Here is a 21,305-nt window from a genome sequence, read left to right on the forward strand (position 1 = left end):
TATGCAGAAATCCCTCTTTTCACCGGATCAGCAGACGGCGCAGGAGACGCGGAACACATTTCAGCCGCCGGTTTATATTGGCAGTGGCGGCTGGAACTACCGGGACTGGGTCGGCGCGTTTTATCCGCCGTACCTGGATAAGGCCGACTGGCTGACTCATTACGCTACCCAATTCCCCAGCGTGGAAATCGACGGTACCTTCTATAGTATTCCCAGTGAATCCACCGTCAGGACCTGGCATAAACGAACGCCCGGCGATTTTGTATTCACCGCGAAGGTTCCCCGGATTATCACGCATGAGCGCCGGCTTCGGGATGTGGAGGACGTACTCCGCGCCTTCCTCGACCGAATATCGCTGCTCGGCGATAAACTCGGTCCGCTGTTGCTCCAGTTTCCGCCATCATTCACCGCGGATAATTTTGAACTGCTCCACGACTTTCTGCCGACGCTGCCCGCCAATTTTCGGTTTGCGCTGGAAGTCCGGGATGCCGGCTGGCTTCATCAACGATTTTACGAACTGCTCTCGGCCAACAACATCGCATTCACCATTACCGACTCCGAATATATCCCCAGGAAATCCAGAGTCACTGCGGACTTCACTTACCTTCGCTGGATCGGCAGCCATACCAGCGGTTTTGACTTCTTTGGGAAAGTACAGGCCGACAGGACCGGCGACCTCCGGGACTGGGCGACGGTGATATTGAAAAAATTCAAATCCATGGATATCGATATCTACGGCTTTTTCAATAACCACTACATGGGATTTTCGCCGGGCAGCATCCGGGAACTGTACCGGATTTATCAGGAAATGGCCAACGCTGATGAGTGACGGAATCGAGACCCAACGCATCACCGATCGCCGGGATATACCCCCTGAGCTGATCTGGAGTAAGTACAGTATCATCCAGCACGCGATCTTCTGGCTGCTGGCGCTCGGCGCCTGGCACGGCCTCCACTTGCTTGCCGGATGGAAAGAACAATATACACTGCCCGTCTGGCGCTACGTCTCCCGGGTGCGTTTCTATTTTGGCACCAGCGATTTCGAACGAATGGTCATCATTGGAGTCATAACGGGTTTCGTTTTACTCGGGTTTATCCTTCTGACCGACTACCTGTTTGCCTTGATTAAAGGGCACAAACCGTCCAGAGAAGTGCTCCGCAATTACTACCTGCTGCCGCGCACCAACAAGCAAAGCCTCATCGCCATGCTACTCGGCGTCAACGCCGGCATTTTTGAGGAAATCTTCTTCCGGGGCGGCCTGTATACCCTGTTCTATTTTCTGAGTGGTTCCGTCATCCTCGGTGTTGTGGTTACCTCTGCCATTTTCGCGCTGCTCCACGCTGCACTACAGGGGCTCCGGAGCACCATTTGGATCTTCGCAGTAGGCATTGTCCTTAACGTCATGGTCCTCTACACTGACACCTATATCGCCGCCATGGCCTGTCACATTACAGTCAACATCGGCAACCTGTTCCTGATTCCCGCCCTGTTTGAAGAAGATCTCGAAGAGTTGATCCTCGAAGACAAGGGCCTGGCTGGCATTTCACCAACGACCCAATAAAATAATTTCCCATGGATTATCCCAGCGATAGCCTCCCGCGTTTGAGTCCCGGCGAACCGGGGTTCGAAACCTGGCAACTCCAGGTGAATGATGAAGAACGCCAGTTCGGCTGGCGGATCAGGTTCACGAGACTGTATTCCGGAGATGGGACTTCGACGGCGACCGTGGAATTCGCGTACTCCAACCGCTATAACCCGGAAAAAGAGAACCGGCTCCTCTCCCAAAATTTCGGCGAGGAACATTTCGCTGTCAAAGGCTCTGCGAACGAGCCGTTCGGGTTCCGGGCCGGGGACATCGTTCTCACCGAGGAATTTAGCCAGGGTATTCTCTCCACATTCGAGGAGACTATTCGCTGGAAGCTGGAGTGGTTCAACGATCCCGATACCGGCCGTGCACTCTGGCCTATGAATGCGCTGTACCGGTGGAAAAATCCTGCGACCAAGCTGTTGACGCCCCAGCCGCGGATTCGACCGAAGGGCAAAATTTCCATCGGCGCTCTGGACGTAGAACTGGAGGAAGCCTTCGGGCACGTTTCCCACTGGTGGGGAACCCGATTGCCGGAATCGTGGCACCGGACGTACTGCAGTGGATTTCAGGAGACGGACTTTGCCTCGCTGGAGGCCATCACGCTAAAGACAAAATTCGGGATAATGCCTGTGCCTGGTGTCACCCTGGTGCAACTCGAGCTGTATGGCGAACTCTTTGAATTCACCGGCATCTCCCACATGCTCTCCACCGCGTCCGATTATTCGGAGAACCGCTGGCTCATTGCCGCCGAAAACGACTCCCACAGATTACAGGTAGAACTTCAGACCTCAGAAGACACGCTGATGGAATCAGTGTACCCAGTCCCCGGCGATTCCGACCGACACGTTCGGTACTCAGGCGTCGCCAGTATGCAAGTCACACTCTCCGAACGTCTCGACGGTGAATGGCATCAGAAACAAAAACTAACTTGCCCGGATGCGGCGGCGTTTGAGGTGGGGAGGGTTACGCCCGTCGCCGATCGCTCTCGGCGTCGATGACGGTAATTTCATTATTTTCTGGCACCGTCGGCGGCCCTTGAAGGGTTCACCGACGGGAAAATCGAGTCATTCCGACCGAGTTCCGGTAGTTTCGAAGTGCAGGGGAAAATCCTCCGACTTCCGCATTGCGCATCAGCGGTAATTCCAGTAAAATTAGCTAATCCGATTTTTGTATAGTACGGCCAAATCTGACATGAAAAACAGAGTAATCTGACGGAGTCTGACTTCCATGGAAGCGCTCGAACAGTTCATCAAACGTGTCACGGAAATCATACAGCGAGGCGATGCCCGTGAAGAGACCTTCTACCCGGCGCTGGAGACACTCATCACATCGCTGGGAGCAAAATTAGGTCACAGCAATATCGACGTGACCACGCTGCCGAAGCGCACCGAGGCCGGCAATCCGGACTTCCGGGTGTGGGACGGTTCCCACCGCATCACCGGGTATATCGAGGCGAAGACGCCGGACAGCGATCTGCGGAAGATTGAGGATTCCGAGCAGTTACAACGCTATCGCAGCACCTTTCCCAATGTTATCCTGACCGATTTCTTTGAGTACCGGCTGTACAAGGACGGCGAACTGGTGGACAAGGTCAGCATCGGGCGGCCGTATGTGGCAATGGAACTGGGCGAAACGCCGCCGCTGGAAAATATTGAGGAATTCCTGGAGTTGTTCCGTGCATTCTTCTCGCACTCTGTGCCAAAGACGCTGCGGGCATCATCGCTGGCAAAAGAGCTGGCTAAGCGGACGCGCTTTCTGGAACACATTATCGAATACGAATTGGTGGAGAACGAGCACAAAGAGCTCACCGGATTTTACAAGGCGTTTCAGCAGTTTTTGATCGCCGGACTACAAAAGAGTGAATTTGCCGATCTGTACGCGCAAACGGTCACCTACGGCATGTTCGCGGCCCGGACACGTGTCGGTCAGGATGACACTTTCACCCGACGGAACGCGAAGGAGTTTATCCCGAAAACTATCGGGATTCTGCGGGACGTGTTCGAGTTTATCAGCTATCACGAGCTGCCGCAGAACATCGGCTGGATCGTGGATGATTTGGCGGAGGTGCTGAACGCCGCGGATATCCGGAAAATTCTGAAGCGCTATCTGGACGAAGGCAAGGGCAAGGATCCCATCATCCACTTTTACGAGACCTTCCTGTCGGAATACAACCCGGCGCTCCGGGAGCAGCGCGGCGTCTACTATACGCCGGAGCCGGTGGTGAAATATATTGTGCGGTCGGTGCACCAAATCCTGAAAGAGGAATTCGACAAACCGCTTGGGCTGGCGGACAGTTCGGTGACCGTGCTCGATCCGGCGGCGGGCACGCTTACGTTTATCGCCGAAGCGCTGAAACTTGCCGTCGAAGAATACGAGGATAAATACGGCAGCGGCGGCGTAAAAGACCTCATCCGGGAACATCTGCTGGAACATTTTTACGCTTTCGAACTGATGATGGCGCCGTACGCCATCGGGCATCTCAAGATGGGATTTATCCTGGAGGAACTGGGGTATCAACTGCCCGATGACGAGCGCTTTAAGCTGTACCTCACCAACTCCCTGGAAATGGAGGATCTGGAGCAGACCGCGCTGCCGGGCATGGCGAGTCTGAGTGAGGAAAGCCACGCAGCCGGGAAAATCAAAAAGAACGAGGAAGTGCTGGTCATCATTGGCAACCCGCCGTATTCGGGCAACTCCTTCAACAACAGCAAGTGGATCGACGATCTGCTGAAAAAAGGGTACACCCACGAGAACGGCAACAAGGACGACGGGTACTATTCCGTGGACGGTAAGCCGCTGGGCGAGCGGAATCCGAAAATGCTGCAGGATGATTACGTGAAATTCATCCGGTTTGCCCAGTGGAAGATCGATCAGCTGGGGCACGGTATCGTTAGTATGATTACGAATCACGGCTATCTGGATAACCCGACCTTCCGGGGAATGCGCGAGTCGCTGATGGGCAGTTTCGACGAGATCGCAGTCCTGGACCTCCACGGCAACGCCCGCAAAAAAGAGACCGCACCGGACGGCTCCAAAGATGAGAATGTCTTCGACATCCAGCAGGGCGTGGCGATTCATACGATGGTGAAGAAAGACGGGAAGGAGAACACGGTACGCCGTAACGACTTGTATGGCTTGCGACAGGAAAAATACAACTGGCTGGAGAAGCATAATTTAAACAAAAACGGATATGAAGAGATCCAGCCGCAGAACCCGTTTTACCTGTTTACGGAACTGGATTATGATCTTGAAGAACAATATCAGCGTTTTATTCAAGTTACTGATCTTTTTCCCGTCTATTCGAATGGAATCAAAACTCATCGTGATCATTTTGTGATTGATTTCAATGAATCCAAACTTCTGGCACGGATTGAAGCATTTGCGAATTCAAATCAAAGTGTTAAGTCGATCGAGAATAGCTTTCAGGTGAACGAAACGAATAATTGGAAGATTACGGATACTCAATCCGCGTTGAAAAAAGCCGATTTGGCAAAATATCTCCAGAAAGTACTCTACAGACCATTTGACAGACGCCCTTTATTCTATCATCCTGCAGTTATTGATCGTGACAGAAAAGAAATTATGTGGCACATGGTAGCTGGAGAAAATTTGAGCATCAGTATTGGTCGACAATGGCAGGTAGTGGGTTCTCCCTTTTATGATATCGTTTTAACAAGCGATTCTATTGTAGATACGAATTTATTTCGTAGAGGTGGGAATGCTATGTTCCCGCTCTATCTCTACCCAAAAACTGATGATGACAACGGCAACGGCTCCCGCCGTGGTGGTGGCACCATGATGATGGTATTCGAAAAGGATGTGGAGTATTCGTCCCGCCAACCGAATATCAACAAGGAGTTCTACAATCTGCTGGAAACCACATATGGCAAGCGTCCCACGCCGGAGCAGATTTTGTATTACACGTATGCCATGCTCTATGCGCCGTCCTATCGGGAAACCTATGCGGAGTTCCTGAAGAGCGATTTCCCGCGTATCCCGTTTACCAAAGATTACGAATTCTTCTGCGAACTCGCCGACCTGGGCGAAGAACTGACTGCACTCCACCTGATGAAGTCGGACAAACTCAACGATCCGATTGCGAAGTTTCAGGGCGATGGGAAGAATGTGATCGCCAAATCCAAGGCAGTCGGCAGGGATTATCGCCCGGAGGAAGAGCGCGTGTATATCAATGAGGACGAACAGTATTTCGAAGGCATTCCGGAGGAGGTCTGGGAGTATCGGGTTGGCGGCTACCAGGTATTAGACAAGTGGCTGTACGATCGCCGGGAGCGCCGGCTCAGCAATGAGGAAATTCAGCACTATTGTCGCATCGCCACGGCGCTCCAGTACACCATCGACACCCAAAAGCGGATAGACGAGGTGTACCCGGCTGTGGAGGAGGATGTGGTAATGTGGGAGTCGGAGTAGCGGATCTTAGCGCTGGCAGCCTTTCGGAGGTTGCCAGCGCTTATTTATGAGTAACAGTTCAGTCACATGAGTGAGCGTCGCGAATCGAGAAATCTTATACTTCCAAGAAATACAAAAACCTAACAGCGAGATCCCTCGACTGCGCTCGGGATGACTAACCTATTTACAATTACGAAACTGAGTCATTTCGAGTATCCCTTCCGCCGCCGACCGCTCTCAGCGTTCGTGACGGTAATTTCATTATTTTCTAGCACCGTCGGCGACCCTTGAAGGGATCACCGACGGGACAATTGAGTCATTGCGAGTAAGACCGGCAGGAGCCGGACGCACCGAGAAATCTCGTGAAGAAAACCCCGGAGTGACGAGAACGAGATCCTTCGACTCGCTCCGCTCGCTCAGGATGACTGTTTGTTTTTGACTCTATTGTTTTGAATTTAGTGAGTCATTCCGACCGAATCCGGCGGCTGCCGGATGAGCGTCCCACCAGAGACTCCTCCCGGAGGAGGGATCTCGTGAAGGAACCTCCGGGGTGCCAATAACACCCCTTCCCGCCTCACAATGAGATTGCGAGGCTAATGGCTATATCTGTAGCACCTTTTTCCGTCAATTGTAACCTATCGTTATCTCTTTCATCATAGTATGTATGAAGAAAAGGAAGAAAGGCCAGCGGGAACTTTGATTTCGGGACGGATGTTTTTACATTACATAAAGAAAACGCTATATAATAAAAAATGAATGATACTCCCATGAATACAAAGACAACCTCGCTTGATCCGGAGCAGATGCAACATGCTGCCCGGGTTCTGAAAACGCTGGGACATCCGACACGGCTGGCTATCATAGAGACGCTCGAAGAAGGTGAACGGAACGTGACTGACATTCAGGAGACCATTGGGGAACCGCAGGCGATTACGTCGCAACATCTGCGGCTGATGGAATCCAGGGAAATTCTCACGTCCCGGCGCGACGGCGTTCAGGTCTATTACGATTTGAAGAATAAATTCATCACACAGATTTTGGAGTGTATCAAAGGATGTGGCAGAAAATTATAGAAAAGCAGTGGTGGAAACCGTCGCTGGGTGTGCTGCTCGGTGGCATCGCCGGTTTCGGCTATTACTATTATATCGGATGCGCAACCGGTGGATGTCCGATCCAATCCAATCCGTATCTCATGACGGGATACGGCATCTTACTGGGATTGGTGTTTGGAATCCCCGGCAAGAAAGAGAAAGATTCAAATGAAAATATGGAAGTGAAGGAGGCTTAGCTATGCAGTACGGACATTCAAGAACGGTTAATCTCTCATACGATGATGCGCTGGAACGTGTACAGGAGGAACTGAAAGAACGCGGCTTTGGCGTACTCACCGAAGTGGATGTAAAAGCCACCATGAAGGAAAAACTCGACGAGGATATGAATAATTATAAAATCCTCGGCGCGTGTAATCCACCGTTTGCCCATGAGGCGTTGCAGATGGAAACGGAACTGGGGCTGCTGCTCCCGTGCAATGTCATTGTCTATACCAATGATGACGGCGAGACGGTGATCTCATCCATCGACGCCAACACAATGCTTTCGGTGGTCGATAATCCGGAGATGGACAAGGTGGCATCCCAGGTGACGGAGTTACTGCAGGATGCTGTTAATGCCGTCGCAGATAACGCGTAAGGAGCATCAATGACCGACGGAATAGCCATACTTTTGTTTTTCGTGGTGTACTATATAGTACTCCGGTGGATTGGCCCCAAAACGGGCATCCACACCTGAGGCGTACCATTTCCTCAGGACGGGGAACAGTCAAAAACGAGTTGCACACCATTACAGATAGAAAAAAAGGAGTCTGATACAGATGCCAATGTTTGAATTTCGGTGCCGGAGTTGCGGCACCACCTTTGACGAACTGGTATCCTCATCCCAGGTGAAGGATGATGATATTGCGTGCCCGGATTGCGGTGAGTATGCGGCAGAGAAGCTCATGTCCGCCTTTGCGTCCAGCGGCGGATCCTCGCCGAGTTATGCTGGTTCCAGCGGCGGAAGTTGCGGAACGGGGGGCTTCACCTGAGCATAGGATCAGAGCAGGTCGGTGACCTGCTGCCGAAACATCAGCCCTTCGGGAATGACCCCGGAGGGCTTTTTTTACGTCCGTAAATTTTGCCAGAGATACTCAGAGCTTTCGCCCCGATACCTTCAAATTCCGAAGTAATATTTCCGAAACATACATTGCGAAAAACATCGGCAGGGTTTAGCTTATCTTTTTGAGAAAATATTTTATTTGACTAACTTTATTCAGGAAAAATTTCCAATGACTATATCGGGAGTTGAGTTATGAAAGTCGAAGTGAATGGTATAGATCTGAACTTTGGTGACAGCGGAGAAGGCGTGCCGGTTATTTTGCTCCACGGATTCCCGTTTGATCGAAATCTCTGGTATGACCAGGTAAGCGCATTACAGGATCATTGCAGAGTCATCACTCCCGATCTTCGCGGTTTTGGCGATTCGAAAGCACCGGAGGAGCCGGTGAGTATGTCCCAATATGCTGCTGATGTAGTAGCTATGATGGATTTACTAAATATCGAAAGGGCAATCGTTGGCGGACTTTCTATGGGGGGATATATCAGCCTGGCCATTGCAGAACAGTATCCGGAGCGGCTGCTGGGATTAATTCTTTCCAATACAAAAGCCTCCAAAGATACGGCGGCCCAGCGCCAAAATCGGTATAACATCTCGGAAAAAACTCATTACGACGGCACGGAATTTTTAGTGAAAGATCTGCTGGAAAAAGTATTGTGTGAGAACACCCTGAAAGAGCATCCGGACATCGTGGAGTACACCCAGCAGATGATGCGCCGTCAGCCAGGGGCTGGTGTTCGGGGAGCGCTGGCGGGTATGGCGGAGCGGAAAGACCGGGAATTTATCCTGAGTGAAATTGAGGTGCCGGTACTGGTCATCTCCGGGAAAAACGACTCCTTGATTCCGGTCTTCGACAGTAAGATGATGGTTCGGGAAATGCCACATGCCCATCTGGAAATTATTGCTGACTCCGGACATCTCTCCAATCTGGAGCAGCCGGAGCTCTACAACGATATCCTGCTGCGGTACATCCAACCGTTTGATGCCGAATGATTTTTTTGTAGCAGAAGTACTTTACAGTTATAGAGGAAACGGGGTCTTTCTACGCATTCTTTGAAAGTATTACGGACCGAGTGTTGAGTAAAATCTGTGTTAGTTTGGATTATTCACAAATTCATAGAAAAACGAGCGCTTCCGAAGCGATCCACCGAAGATAACCCTCGTTCTCACCTTCGGGGCAGCTGGTTTTTCCCGGAAGGTGGCTAGCTTGCATAGTAGCCTACCCGCCAGGAAAATATCGAGCTACCTGGCGGGTAGAACATTGGCTCTCCCCTTCTGCTTTCTCCTTCCGCTATGCTCCCCATGAACAAGGATATGGAGATACCGAAAACTTCCAACTCTAACATTAATACACAGTAACGAGAACACTCGAGCACCTGCCCCGAAGGGATCCCTTTGGGGAACACTATAGCACTGTCGTATCCTCCCGCCATTCCAGCCAGGTGCGTTCCCGTTTCCGTTGGCCGTTATTAATGAGAATCAGCAAGCCAATGAACAGATAAGCCATCCCAAATCCGAATAGCCCTCCGAAAAAGATATCGCCGGGATAATGCACTCCGACATACACCCGGGAGAAGGCAACAACCGCGGCGAAACTCCAGAGGTACCACCGGATTTTCCGGTAGAAAAATGCCAACACAGTCATGCTGGCGAACATGTTGGCCGCGTGGTTGGAGACAAATCCGTACCTTCCGCCACAATTTACCAACAGGCGGAGCGTATCCATCTCGTGGCACGGCCTGGAGCGTTCGACGACCGGCTTAATAATTTGAGCCGCCACTGCGTCCGCGAGCCCGGTTGCAATAAGGAGAACCACCGCAGCAATCCTGCCGCGCTTCCCGCCGAAAATCAGGAGCCCGAACCAGATCAAAAATATCGGAATAATGAAATGTTCTTCCTCTGTGATGAACGGCATCAGGACATCGAAAACCGGATTGGCGATGAACGTATTACCAAGGCGAAACAGGGCGACATCTATGGAATGAAAAAAGGCTACCAGTGATTCCATGGAGGAATAATCTCAGTCAATAAAAAAATGGATTGAGTTGTTGCAGATGCAGTGAAAGTGTGCAGCTATAGGGGATTAAAATATTGTTTGAAGAATACTTCAGTGACGTATCCCGTTACTCATCATTGTGTTGACCATCGAGTTCTTTCGGATTGCCTCCGAGCTCTTCAATGGCTTCCGTGACCGATTCCGAGGATTCAAATGCATCCTGCAGTTTGGAAATCTTGAGCAGGTTCAGCACCTTGGGGGCGGGATTGACCAGATAACACGCCCCATCTTTCTGGACAACCTGTCGTCGTGCAAATAGCAGGGCACCCAGTCCGCTGCTGTCTACCATCTTGACCGTATCCAGATCGATGATAATATTCGTGAATTCTCCCTCATTGAGCGCGATGAGCATTTCCCGCTTAAATTTATCTGCGCCGTGGGCATCCAGAATCATGTTCTGTACCCGGAATACCACCGTATCGCCCACTGTCTGATGTTCAAATTTCATGAGACTCTCCTTCGTACCTTATCAAAACCCACGTTCCCGGAGTTATGTTTAACTTCAGGAGCGCATTCCATCGCGCTGAAATAAACCATTAATTAAAGTGAATTTTGCACACGACTGAATTACCCAAAATTAGATTGCAGCCGTATCTAATTCAAGGGAAAAGGATAGCAATAAAAATATTTTACGTGGAATTCACACCGGGATGATACCGGAAGCCGGGAAAAGTTCCACCCCGGTCAGGATTCGTTCTTTAACTCCTCAATCATCCGGGGAACAACTTCGAACAGATCTCCCGTGATTCCGTAGTCTGCTACCTTGAAGATCGGGGCATCCGGATCCTTGTTGATAGCGACGATGACCTTGGATGACCGCATCCCCGCCAGGTGCTGAATCGCTCCGGAGATACCACAGGCTACGTACAGCGCCGGGGACACGGTTTTTCCTGTTTGTCCCACCTGTTCGGAATACGGCCGCCATCCCGCATCCGTCACAGCGCGGCTAGCACCGACAGCGGCACTCATCGCATCCGCCAGTTTCTCAATAATTTCAAAGTCTTCCGGAGAACCGACTCCACGTCCGCCAGAGACGATCCGGTTCGCCTCGGTGAGCTCTGGCCGTTCGCTTTCGGATACTTCGAACCGGGCTGTCACCCGCAGCGCATTGTCGGGGAGGCTCACGTCCAGATTTTCGACACTGGCTTCGCCGGGATGCTCTTCAGGTGGATATGTATTCGGTCGCACCGTCAGGACGGCTGGTGATTGCTGAAACGTGATGTTCACCAGGCTCTTCCCGGCATAGACGGGACGCTTCGCGGTGACAGTGCCGTCCTGATATTGGATTTCGGTCACATCAGAGCCGTTTCCCACACCGAGCTTGGCAGCAACGACCGGCGCTAAATCCTGCCCCATAGAATCGGCGGGAAACAGTACCACTGCCGGATCGGCCTGCTCAATTGCTGCCCGGATATACTCAGCATAGGCCAGACCGGAATAATTCGCCAGTTCGCCATCATCGGCTACATAAATCGTGGACGCACCAAATTGACTAATATCGTCGGTAATCGAACTGACACCGTCCCCAACTACTACTGTAGAAACGGTGGTTCCGGAGCTCTCCGCTATTTGATACCCGGCGGTCAGCACCTCTTTGGCTGCTTTCATAAGTTGACCATTACGCTGTTCGGCAAATACGAGAATTCCTTCGGCCATTATTCTATCCTCCTACAATACTTTGGCTTCTTCTTTGAGCAGACGAATCAATTCCGGCACAGCATCGGCACTGTCGCCGAGAATTCGGCCGGGCGGCGATTCCGGCGGCATCTCCATAGATTCAATCACCACTGAATCCGCTTCCGGAAATTGTACGTCACTTACATCAATGGGCTTTTTCTTTGCCTGCATAATGCCCTTCAACGCAGCGTATCGTGGCTCGTTAAGCCCCTTATCCGTCGTAAAGACCGCGGGAAATTCACCCTCATAAATCTCGCGTCCGCCTTCCACTTCGCGGGTTGCGGTAAAGGAGGTTCCCTCAATTTCCAGTTGGGTTACGGTACTTACGCAAGGGATATCCAGCAATGCACTCAGCATTGGGCCGACCTGATGATTATCGTCGTCTACCGCTTTTTTTCCGCAGAAGATAACATCATAGTCCAATTCTTCGATTGATGTTGCCAGGGCCCTGGCTATGCTAAAACTATCTTTCAGGCGAACATCCTCGGCATCCAGGCGAATACCCTTGTCCGCCCCCATGGCAAGCGCGGTGCGCATCGCCGAGGTAGCAGACTCGGGACCGACAGTAATCACTGTTACCTCCCCACCGGCGGCTTCCTTCAGTTGCAGCGCTTCTTCCACGGCGAATTCGTCGTACGGGTTCAGTACAAAATTCACATCGGATTCATCGATAGACTTCCCGTCCTCGCCAATCTTTACTTTTGTTTCGGTATCGGGAACCTGTTTGATACACACGAGAATATTCACGAATGACCTCCTTTATCTGGTCAAAATATCTGTGAGAAAATGAGTGTTAAAAAGGTAGTAATTCCGGCACCACGGTGCAAGCGGAGAGGAGACTGTGGGTGGTATGAAGTCCCCGCAAATTCTTCTGAAGTTCTGCATGGACACCCGTCGTCTTGCCTCGGGTTTTTCGACATTAGAATCAGGTCGTCCCGGACAAGTCAGCGGTTTTGTGTGAAAGTCGACCAACTTGGCAATGGATCTTTTCCGGTTCGTCCGATATCCCAGGGATAAACTCCCATGTTCCCAGAGGTGTCGAATGACCGGAAAATCTTCCTTGGAATACTGCCGGATTTGCATACGGTCAATTTCCGGGATTTCCGCCGGAGGCGCAAGCCGTTTTCATCGCCGGGAATTCTTTTTTGTGGATGTCAAAAATATTTCCAATCTTATGCACCAAACATAAAGATGACAGGGAGGCTCATCTATGACGTCTGACATACAAATTAACACGTGGAACAGGGAGGAACCGCCCGATCCGGAGCAGTTGAAGCAACAACTCCGCAAAGAAGGCTATGGCGGTATTCACGCCTTCACTGATCGTCCGGGGGCCACCTATGGGGACCATCAGCACGATTACATCGAAGTACGCTGGCTGGTCCAGGGTGAAGTAACTTTCGGAGTAAATGGCGAAGATTATACCCTGAAGCCCGGCGACCGGCTGGACATGCCGGCCAACACCGTCCACGACGCCAGAATCCATCCGGAGAAAGGCGCCACATATATTTGCGCGTCGAAGTGAAAATTCTGGGTATAGGGAATAAGGAGAAGGGAGACAGGAGAAACCTGTTTGTTGTGGGTTGTTTGTAGTTCGTTGCAGAATAATAATCTGGACTTTGGAACAAACGTGTATTAAAAATTTGTAGAATAAATAACCAACAACACTAATAACTCAGGAACTCTTAACGATTAAGATTATCCCGCAGGATGATTTCGTTGGGAGTATTATGGTTAAATAAACGTACAACTGTAACACTGTAACACGATAACACATTAACACTGGAGTTTTATGTATTGCACTCAATGCGGCACCGAACTTCCCGACCAGGCACAGTTTTGTGCGAAGTGCGGGGCGGAGAAGGTGAACAGATGGCAGACGAAGTCACAACACTCTGAAAATTCAGGAAACAATCCTCAGGATAGCACAGAGGGAGAATTCGTCACGGAGGAAAAAGATCGATACAACCGCAAGGCACCGCCGAAGATTTCACCTCTCTATCTGTTTTTGGCGCTGGTTGGCATCGGATTGATCCTGGTGCTGCTGAATCCGTGGCACGCCGAACAGGAGCGCCCTGAAGATTTTGAGGGAACACGAAACAGCTCCCAACAAATCACACCAATTAAGCAAAATATCCCGTCAGAGGTCTTATTTCACATCAATGAAAACCTAATTGCTAATTTCGAATAATATTCGGACCAAAATACAGGAGCAAGGAAATGCATGAAAAAACTGATACTTCAGAAACTCAAAAATCCGAAATGTTACACACAAGCGGACTCTGGCTGACACTCCTTGTCCTCGGACTGGCAACTACCGTAATCGGAATACTTGCCATCTGAATGACGACACTCACAAACCGTACATTTCTCAGCGCTGTCCTGGTATTTATACTATTTCACGGCTTAGATGCGCTCGGTGTTAGCATCCCTGTCGGAGATGGCTTTTTCCGGGCATATCTGGACGATTTCCTTTGTTTGCCGATTCTGCTCACTTTTGTTCTGTATATTCACCGGAAATATCGGGTAAAGTCCGAAAATTATCGCCTGCCGATTCTGCATACGGTCCTTGCCTTCGTTATAATCGGGATGGCTTTTGAGATAATCTATCCCTTCGTCTCGACCCAGGGAACCGCCGATATTCTGGATCTTCTGGCATATGGAGGCGGAGGAATCATCTTTGACCAGTGGATAAATGTTGTTTGAGTGGTTTTGGCATAACCGATAGTGGGATACCGCTGGTCTTTACTGTATCTTTGGGAAAATGACAGGAAAACTGAAAATAAATGCATGAAATCATTGTCACAGAACTACCCCCGGTGACTGACGAGGTAAAGGGATGCTGGTTCAATGGGTATCCCGTCCACCAGGGCTATAACGAAGACAGCCTGAATTATGCCACTGTATATGCCAATGAACAGGGGATAATTCCGGATCAGGAGGTGTTGCAATCGGACTGGAACCGACTGGTTGAGACGCTTCGTGATGCCGGGTTTCCAGTCCATATTGTACCGTTTCCAGAAAAATTGAACCGACCGGACTGCTTGTACCACGATGCGGTATTCAACCGTGATTCCGGCATGATGTTCAACGGCTACTGGATTCAGGGAAATTTCAGTGCCCGCGGACGGGAAGTGGAAGCCGATGTGTATGCAGAGATTATTCCGGAGATGTTCGATAAAGAACTGATCACCCTGCCGGAGGAGGCGTTTCTCGAATTCGGAGAAGTCTTTTTTCTTGAGACCGAGGAAGGCACCTATTACTTCGGCGGGCTGTCGCGTTCCAACCGGAAAGGGCACGAGTTTGTCAGGGATATCGTGCAACCGGATCATTACTTTTTACTTCGGTCCATCGGCTATCACCTGGATACCGTCTTCACGCCAGTCTGGGGACCAGAGAATACGCTGGACGCCATCATTATCGCGCCGGATCTCATCTACCAGGAGAGCCTGGATCTGCTGGAATCGCTTGGCATGGAGATCATCGAGATCGAGACCATCGATTCCTCCGGCGAGGGAAAGGAGCTCGGCGACTATGCCGTAAACGCACTGGTGGCACCTGGCATCCTGGTAAACTGCTGCGAATTTCAAACGCCGGGAGTCGAGGAGCGATTACACGATCTCGGCATTCAACGATATATAACGCCGCTGACCTATTTTAAATACGCCGGCGGCTCGGTACACTGCCTGACGAATGAAGTCTATCCGGAAGTATAAACTCGTGCAGCAGAACAATCCTGAAGAAACCAACGCGCCGGACTGGATTGAAATCCGGTTTCCCATTGATTCGGTACCGGATGAATTACTGGAAACCGTTGAAGAGACCCTCACGGAGTATTGTGGCGGTAGCGAAACGCTGGAGGAGAATAACAATGAAATTATCCGCGGGTATCTGCCGGCCATAGATTCCGGACGCGCAGACCTCACTCGTCTCATGCAGGAGTTCGATGAGATTGCACGCAGAAACGGGTTGGAATCCAATTTGATCTCCGGAAAGGTCGTGACCCGGACTATCCGGAATACGGACTGGGCAGCGAACTGGAAACAGTATTACAAGCCCGAGCGCATTGGGAACAACTTTATCGTCTATCCATCCTGGGAAAAACCGGAGGACCTGCAGTCAGATGACATTCTTATCCAGCTCGATCCCGGCCAGGCCTTCGGCACCGGACAGCATGAGTCTACGCAGTTGTGCCTCTGTATCCTGGAAGAACTGGACATCAATAATTGGCATATCGCTGATGTGGGATGTGGCTCCGGAATTCTGTCCATTGCTGCTGCGTTGGGGGGTGCCAAAGATGTGTATGGCGCTGATATCGATGGAGTTGCTGTAGAAACAGCCACGGAAAACTCGCGAAGAAATGGAGTCGCGAGTCAACTGCAATTCCGCACAGGATCAACGGATGCATTGAGAAATGCGGCACCGTACGATCTTGTATTCGCGAATATCATCTCTCAGGTACTGATGGATATCGGCGCGGAGCTGCGATCTCTCGCCAAACCCGGCGGACTGCTGATTTGGAGCGGCATTCTTTACGAAGAAGCCAGAGAACTTGAAGAATATATCGATTCCCTCGGAATGATCATTGAAGAACGCAAGCGGGATGGTAAATGGGTTGGATATCTGTTAAAAGCACAGTGTTAATGTGTTCCAGTGTTCAAGTTGAAAATCGTGTTATTGTGTTAGCGTGTTACAGTGTTATTGTTAAACCGTCACGAGTCGTGAGTCCACAGTCCTCTGACTAAAAGTCGGGATTGTTTGTTGTTGGTTGTTCCGTTGTAAGTCGTAGAGTCTGGTTCAGTGTATTCGGTGTTTTTCAGTGTTAATACTTTTCTGTTTGTAATTAGCGGTCATCTGGTCCGGGAGGAGCCGCCTTCCGGCGCGCGCCATTCTTTCCCGATTCAAATCAGATTCGTCTTTGACTCCGGTGCCAGACTTTGCCCTTCTTTTAGGTTCAGTCCCACCGAGCCCTCCTCCAGCCAGTCGTATTTGCTGTCCAGCACATCTCTGGCAAATGCGTACTTTTGCACGTCATCGTTAGACCAGAGTGCTTTAAAAAGTGACGTAATCCGCCGCCGGGCATTGCGACAAAAAAGGTCCGCCACGTCCAGCACATTTTTGTGGCCTGCCTTGTTCATCTTTGTGGCCCGGCTGATGGTGGCGGTCATGGCAAAGATTTCGGCACCGATGTCCACTGCACGGAACAGAAACGCCTGCTTGTACTCCAGTTTGCCCCCATAGCGCACCATCCCGTGAAACATTTCCCGGGAGAGTTTGCGAGTTGCCCGGTTCACGAACCGCATATGCCTGGCCAGCTCTCCGAACTGACCATATCGCGGCCAGTGTCCCCAGCCCAGCCATCTGGTGGGATACCAGTAGGCATAAAACGCGCCGATTTTCGGTAATTGCGCCAGCTTTTCGCCAAAGCTCTTGTCCGGATCCACAATATCCCCCGCGACTTCCAAATGCTTGTCAACGGCCTCCCTGGCGATGAACAGCCGCATAATTTCGCTGCTGCCCTCGAAAATGGTATTAATCCGGGAATCCCGGAGGATGCGCTCCGCAGGAATGGGCGCCTCTCCGCGCTCTCGCAGGGAATCGGCTGTTTCGTAACCCCGGCCGCCGCGGATCTGCATCAGATCGTCGGCAATGCGCCATCCGGCTTCGGTATTGTAGAGTTTAGCCACCGCTGCCTCCAGCCGGATGTCCACTTCCTGATCCGCCATGGCCGCAGCCAAATCGATGACTGATTCCATAGCGAACAGATCGGCAGCCATGTCCGCAATCTTCTGGGCGATAGCTTCGTGGTGACCCACCGGGCGTCCCCACTGCACCCGTTCATTCGACCAGCGTCTGGCAATCTCCAGACAGGTTTTCGCCGCACCGACCGCCGATGCTGGCAATGCCAGACGACCGGTATTCAACGTGGTGAGAGCGATTTTCAAACCTCTGCCGCGTTCCCAGAGAAGGTTCTGCCTTGGGACTCTCACATCGTTAAAGGTAATGACGCCGTTTTCGATGCCGTGGAGCCCCATAAAGTGACACCGGTGCTCCACGGTGACGCCCTCCCAGTCCGACTCCACGATGAAGGCGGAAATTTTACCATCATCCTCGTGAGCGGCCATTACTACCATCACGCCGGCAATCGTACCGTTGGTCGTCCACAGTTTTTCCCCGTTCATGATGAAATCTCCACCGTCGGTTTCCCGGACGGTCGTCTTCAGACTCGCAGGATCGGATCCGACTTCCGGCTCGGTGAGGGCAAACGCGGAGACCTCATCTTTGGCAACTCTCGGCAGGTACTTTTTCTTTTGCTCCTCGGTACCAAACAGCTTCAGCGGTTGTGGTACCCCGATGGACTGATGTGCCGAGAGTAGCGCCGTCAGGCTTCCGTCGGCGCTGGTGACCAGTTTCATAACCTCGTTATACTGCGCCTGCGACAGGCCAAGCCCGCCGTATTCCTCGCTGACCTTCATCCCGAAGGCGCCCATCTCGCTGAGGCGGTCGTAATATTTGTCCGGCACCTTGTACTCCCGGTCAATCTTGTCCGAGTCCACCTCGTATTGCAGGAAGGACTTCATTTCATCATAGAATTCTTTGAACTCCGGCTCTTCTGTGCCCTCCAGGTCAGGAAACGGGTGGACTAAGTCCAGATCCAGCCTGCCTAAAAAAATTTCCCGGAGAAAGCTGGGATGCTCCCAGGTAGACTCCCGGGATTCTTCCGCGACTTTCCGGGATTGGGCTTCGGATGTTTGGTGGGATCTATTGGACGAGGTACTCATAGTTTGCCTCCCGCGTTTAGGTCAGCCGGCGGTCATAGATGCGCCGTTAAGCACAAAATATGACTCAGGAGGGAATATTTCCAGATGAGGGTGTGATCGGGGTTACAGGGAGTGGGGGAGCAGGGGGAGCAAAATCCCACCAGTCATCCTGAGCGAGCGGAGCGAGTCGTCCCGGAGGGATTCCTTTGGGGAAGGATTTCGTAAATTACACTCTGGAGGTTCCTTCACGAGATCCCTTCTCCGGGAGGAGTCTCTGTTGAGACGCTCATCCGGCAGCCGCCGGATTCGGTCGGAATGACACTTCCCTTACACAATACCCTAAAAGGGAACTCAGTCTTTGCGATTCGGCGGCGGGGTGTCACTGCCGGCTGGCCGACCGAATTCCGCATTCCATCGACGCATACCGCCCTCCATGTTATAGATATTGTCAAAACCCTGCTTATGGAGAAATTCCGCCGCGCGCCGGCTCCGGTTGCCCGAACGACAGTAGAGAATGATATCTTTGCCGGACTTCTGGTACTGTTCCAGTTCATGGTACTGAATATCCAGGTTTTGGATCGGATACAGCGGTGCATTTTCCAGGTGTCCCAGCTGCCCTGTGTACTCCTGCGTCCTTCGCACATCGATGAGCACATAATCGTTTTCGCCCGACTCCATCCGTTCCTTCACTTCCTGGACGGAGAGATTTTTAAAACTCCCCTGTTGGGCAAAGCTCGTGTACACGATAGCACCCAGTACGACTAGTGATCCGACGGTGAGCAGTACATTTCGTATATAGTATTTGGTCTTTTTGGACATAGAGCTCTCTCGGTTTATTCGGTTTTCCGAAACAGAATTTCGTAGTGTGAATTGTTGAGCATATCCTCTTTTTTCACAGCGAATCCGTATGATACAAATTTGTCGATTACGGTTGATTTGGGCACCCGATGCGCCTTCGGCGGCCCATCCTCTTCCTCCTGGGGAATCCAGTCGTTAAAATACACGCGGCCACCTGATTTGAGCACCCGGTGAATCTCTTTCACAAAGGCATCCGGCTCATGGAGTTCGTGGTACAGATTGGTCATTATCGCCCAGTCAAACTCATCGTCCTCCACCGGAAATTCGGATTCCTCCGAAATTCTGTATTCCACATTTTCCGGCACTCCCAGTGATGTCGCCTTGTCGACCATCCCCTTCAGGATATCGATACCGATAACAAATCCGTCCAGTTTTACCAGCTGTGCAGCTGCCCGGGTATAGAAGCCGGTGCCGGAACCGATATCCAGCACCCGGTCTCCCTGGGAAACCCCGGCAAGTTTCAGACGTGTTTTGGGCTTATAATCCGTATACCGCTGCTGCTTTTCCAATTTTGCCGCTTTTTTTTCCGCGAATTTATATGCCATTATAGTGTCGCCTTTTTCTCTGGTATTCTATCGATAACTAGTAGTTGTTTACACTACCGTTCGCTCCTCTTTAATGAACGTATTTAGAGTAGATGACAATACAGAAGTTACAACAAAATCACCATTCCAGTTGTTCCAGGTCACCGGCAGGATTTTTATACCGGTGCTGGTAATGAACGCCTCATCCATAGTATCGACTTCTTCCCTGCGGATAAGCGTCTCTTCAACCGGAATATCTTCCCGCCGGGCAACCTCAATAACCGCATCCCGCATGGTTCCTGGCAATATTCCCAGGGAAGTCGGCGGCGTTAATACTGTACCCTCTCTTACGTAGAATATATTCCGGATACCGCCCTCTGTGATATAACCGTCCGCATTGTACATGACCGGCTCAAAGGCGCCAGCCTCCTGGGCATCCATCTTCGCCAGCATGTTACCTAGATAATTCAGCGATTTCACCGCCGGATGCCGGCGGATCAACGGATATTTCGTCTCGTCCAGATAGACTATCTTAGCCGGAGGATCCGGGAGCTGCGATGGCGCCTTGTGCGTGATGTAAATGCTATTCAAACCGGTGTGTTCCCACGGCATTCCGGTATAAATCCCCCGGGTTATGATGATTCTAATAACCGCCTCCCGCAGGGAATTTCTCCGAACATACTCCCGGACTAGTTCAGCGATCTCTCCCTGGGATTCGTTTGACCTGATTCGAATCATTTTTAGTCCCTGGAACATCCGTTCCAGGTGATCATCCAGGCGAAACAGGCCTCCCCCTTCCAGCGCCACCGTTTCAAAAATGCCGTCACCCCGGAGAAAGCCGGCATCGTGCAGAGAGATCGCGGCCTGTTCCGCATCAACCCATTTCCGGTTAATGTAATACTCAGCCATCCTCAGTACCTCGGAATTTCCGGATCAACACGATTGGAGTAGGCATCGATACCGCCCTGGAGATTGAACACATTCTCGTATCCCCGCTTCATGAGAATCTGCGTCGCAAAAAAACTCCGCTGACCGGTATGGCAGTATACCACAATCGTCTCATCCTCATCCGCGTCGATGTCAGCGCTCTGAATATTTTGTACCGGAATCAATTCTGCGCCGTCTATATTGCAGTAGTCCCACTCCCGCTTTTCCCGCACGTCGATGAGTTTCACTCCTCCGGACTTCTGCATCTCCTTCAGCTCTTCGGGAGTTATCTGTTTGACCCTTGTATTCATATGCTCTGGTTCCCTTGAAAATTCATATAGCATTTTCTCTATAA

The 21,305-nt window shown here is 51.2% G+C and carries 23 protein-coding genes; 14 read left to right on the plus strand and 9 right to left on the minus strand.

Translation table 11 applies throughout. The features are described 5' to 3' along the window. Window position 1 precedes the first annotated feature (1 nt). From K9N57_06525 to K9N57_06565, 9 genes are all read left to right on the plus strand, one after another. The gene (locus tag K9N57_06525; GenBank protein MCF7803826.1) at window positions 2-829 is read left to right on the plus strand and encodes a DUF72 domain-containing protein; all 828 of its coding nucleotides are present in this window, start codon (window positions 2-4) and stop codon (window positions 827-829) included. Further along, window positions 822-1,562 carry a CPBP family intramembrane metalloprotease gene (locus K9N57_06530; protein ID MCF7803827.1) on the plus strand — a complete coding sequence of 247 codons (741 nt, stop codon included), beginning with the start codon at window positions 822-824 and terminating at the stop codon, window positions 1,560-1,562. Before K9N57_06525 ends, K9N57_06530 begins: the two co-directional genes overlap by 8 nt. A gap of 11 nt (window positions 1,563-1,573) precedes the next feature. Then, complete coding sequence (locus K9N57_06535) at window positions 1,574-2,587, plus strand: hypothetical protein (GenBank protein MCF7803828.1); 1,014 nt, start codon at window positions 1,574-1,576, stop codon at window positions 2,585-2,587. Between the two features lie 229 nt (window positions 2,588-2,816). Further along, window positions 2,817-6,017 carry an N-6 DNA methylase gene (locus K9N57_06540; protein MCF7803829.1) on the plus strand — a complete coding sequence of 1,067 codons (3,201 nt, stop codon included), beginning with the start codon at window positions 2,817-2,819 and terminating at the stop codon, window positions 6,015-6,017. Window positions 6,018-6,763: 746 nt separating this feature from the next. Beyond that, window positions 6,764-7,069 carry a metalloregulator ArsR/SmtB family transcription factor gene (locus K9N57_06545; protein ID MCF7803830.1) on the plus strand — a complete coding sequence of 102 codons (306 nt, stop codon included), beginning with the start codon at window positions 6,764-6,766 and terminating at the stop codon, window positions 7,067-7,069. Beyond that, window positions 7,051-7,284 carry a hypothetical protein gene (locus K9N57_06550; GenBank protein ID MCF7803831.1) on the plus strand — a complete coding sequence of 78 codons (234 nt, stop codon included), beginning with the start codon at window positions 7,051-7,053 and terminating at the stop codon, window positions 7,282-7,284. The genes K9N57_06545 and K9N57_06550 overlap by 19 nt, the downstream gene beginning before the upstream one ends. A 2-nt stretch (window positions 7,285-7,286) precedes the next feature. After that, entirely contained in the window at window positions 7,287-7,685 is a 399-nt protein-coding gene (locus K9N57_06555) for a DUF302 domain-containing protein (GenBank protein ID MCF7803832.1), read from the plus strand. A 181-nt stretch (window positions 7,686-7,866) separates the two neighbouring features. After that, window positions 7,867-8,079, plus strand: a complete 213-nt coding sequence (locus tag K9N57_06560) for a zinc ribbon domain-containing protein (protein ID MCF7803833.1) — start codon at window positions 7,867-7,869, stop codon at window positions 8,077-8,079. A gap of 263 nt (window positions 8,080-8,342) precedes the next feature. Beyond that, window positions 8,343-9,140 carry an alpha/beta hydrolase gene (locus tag K9N57_06565; GenBank protein ID MCF7803834.1) on the plus strand — a complete coding sequence of 266 codons (798 nt, stop codon included), beginning with the start codon at window positions 8,343-8,345 and terminating at the stop codon, window positions 9,138-9,140. 412 nt (window positions 9,141-9,552) lie between these two features. Here the strand turns inward: K9N57_06565 and K9N57_06570 are convergent, their stop codons facing one another. The 4 genes from K9N57_06570 to K9N57_06585 all read right to left on the minus strand — a co-directional run bounded on the left by K9N57_06570 (window position 9,553) and on the right by K9N57_06585 (window position 12,627). Further along, window positions 9,553-10,155, minus strand: coding sequence for a phosphatase PAP2 family protein (locus K9N57_06570; GenBank protein MCF7803835.1), 603 nt, complete (start codon window positions 10,153-10,155; stop codon window positions 9,553-9,555). A 115-nt stretch (window positions 10,156-10,270) separates the two neighbouring features. Beyond that, the gene (locus tag K9N57_06575; protein ID MCF7803836.1) at window positions 10,271-10,651 is read right to left on the minus strand and encodes an STAS domain-containing protein; all 381 of its coding nucleotides are present in this window, start codon (window positions 10,649-10,651) and stop codon (window positions 10,271-10,273) included. A gap of 236 nt (window positions 10,652-10,887) precedes the next feature. Then, window positions 10,888-11,859 (minus strand): electron transfer flavoprotein subunit alpha/FixB family protein, encoded by a 972-nt coding sequence (locus K9N57_06580; protein MCF7803837.1) that lies wholly within the window; start codon window positions 11,857-11,859, stop codon window positions 10,888-10,890. Window positions 11,860-11,871: 12 nt separating this feature from the next. Then, window positions 11,872-12,627, minus strand: a complete 756-nt coding sequence (locus K9N57_06585; protein MCF7803838.1) for an electron transfer flavoprotein subunit beta/FixA family protein — start codon at window positions 12,625-12,627, stop codon at window positions 11,872-11,874. Between the two features lie 463 nt (window positions 12,628-13,090). Here K9N57_06585 and K9N57_06590 point away from each other — a divergent pair, with 463 nt between their 5' ends. From K9N57_06590 to prmA, 5 genes are all read left to right on the plus strand, one after another. Continuing rightward, the gene (locus tag K9N57_06590) at window positions 13,091-13,405 is read left to right on the plus strand and encodes a cupin domain-containing protein (protein MCF7803839.1); all 315 of its coding nucleotides are present in this window, start codon (window positions 13,091-13,093) and stop codon (window positions 13,403-13,405) included. Window positions 13,406-13,672: 267 nt separating this feature from the next. After that, window positions 13,673-14,071: a zinc ribbon domain-containing protein gene (locus tag K9N57_06595; GenBank protein ID MCF7803840.1), complete on the plus strand. Its 399-nt coding sequence runs from the start codon at window positions 13,673-13,675 to the stop codon at window positions 14,069-14,071. A 152-nt stretch (window positions 14,072-14,223) separates the two neighbouring features. After that, window positions 14,224-14,586 (plus strand): hypothetical protein, encoded by a 363-nt coding sequence (locus K9N57_06600; GenBank protein ID MCF7803841.1) that lies wholly within the window; start codon window positions 14,224-14,226, stop codon window positions 14,584-14,586. 80 nt (window positions 14,587-14,666) lie between these two features. Next, complete coding sequence (locus K9N57_06605; GenBank protein ID MCF7803842.1) at window positions 14,667-15,596, plus strand: hypothetical protein; 930 nt, start codon at window positions 14,667-14,669, stop codon at window positions 15,594-15,596. 4 nt (window positions 15,597-15,600) lie between these two features. Further along, window positions 15,601-16,524, plus strand: coding sequence for a 50S ribosomal protein L11 methyltransferase (prmA, locus tag K9N57_06610; protein MCF7803843.1), 924 nt, complete (start codon window positions 15,601-15,603; stop codon window positions 16,522-16,524). A gap of 257 nt (window positions 16,525-16,781) precedes the next feature. On the opposite strand, the gene K9N57_06615 is transcribed toward prmA, so the two are convergent. The 5 genes from K9N57_06615 to K9N57_06635 all read right to left on the minus strand — a co-directional run bounded on the left by K9N57_06615 (window position 16,782) and on the right by K9N57_06635 (window position 21,261). Further along, on the minus strand, window positions 16,782-18,662 hold the full coding sequence (locus tag K9N57_06615; GenBank protein MCF7803844.1) for an acyl-CoA dehydrogenase family protein: 1,881 nt from the start codon (window positions 18,660-18,662) through the stop codon (window positions 16,782-16,784). A 330-nt stretch (window positions 18,663-18,992) separates the two neighbouring features. After that, window positions 18,993-19,460, minus strand: coding sequence for a rhodanese-like domain-containing protein (locus K9N57_06620; protein ID MCF7803845.1), 468 nt, complete (start codon window positions 19,458-19,460; stop codon window positions 18,993-18,995). Window positions 19,461-19,474: 14 nt separating this feature from the next. Continuing rightward, complete coding sequence (locus K9N57_06625) at window positions 19,475-20,044, minus strand: methyltransferase domain-containing protein (protein MCF7803846.1); 570 nt, start codon at window positions 20,042-20,044, stop codon at window positions 19,475-19,477. Between the two features lie 48 nt (window positions 20,045-20,092). Further along, the gene (locus tag K9N57_06630; protein ID MCF7803847.1) at window positions 20,093-20,932 is read right to left on the minus strand and encodes an aminotransferase class IV; all 840 of its coding nucleotides are present in this window, start codon (window positions 20,930-20,932) and stop codon (window positions 20,093-20,095) included. A 2-nt stretch (window positions 20,933-20,934) separates the two neighbouring features. Beyond that, on the minus strand, window positions 20,935-21,261 hold the full coding sequence (locus K9N57_06635; GenBank protein MCF7803848.1) for a rhodanese-like domain-containing protein: 327 nt from the start codon (window positions 21,259-21,261) through the stop codon (window positions 20,935-20,937). Between the last annotated feature and the right edge of the window lie 44 nt (window positions 21,262-21,305).

The sequence above is a fragment of the Candidatus Neomarinimicrobiota bacterium genome (assembly GCA_021734025.1).
Lineage (GTDB): Bacteria > Fidelibacterota > JAANXI01 > JAANXI01 > JAANXI01 > JAANXI01.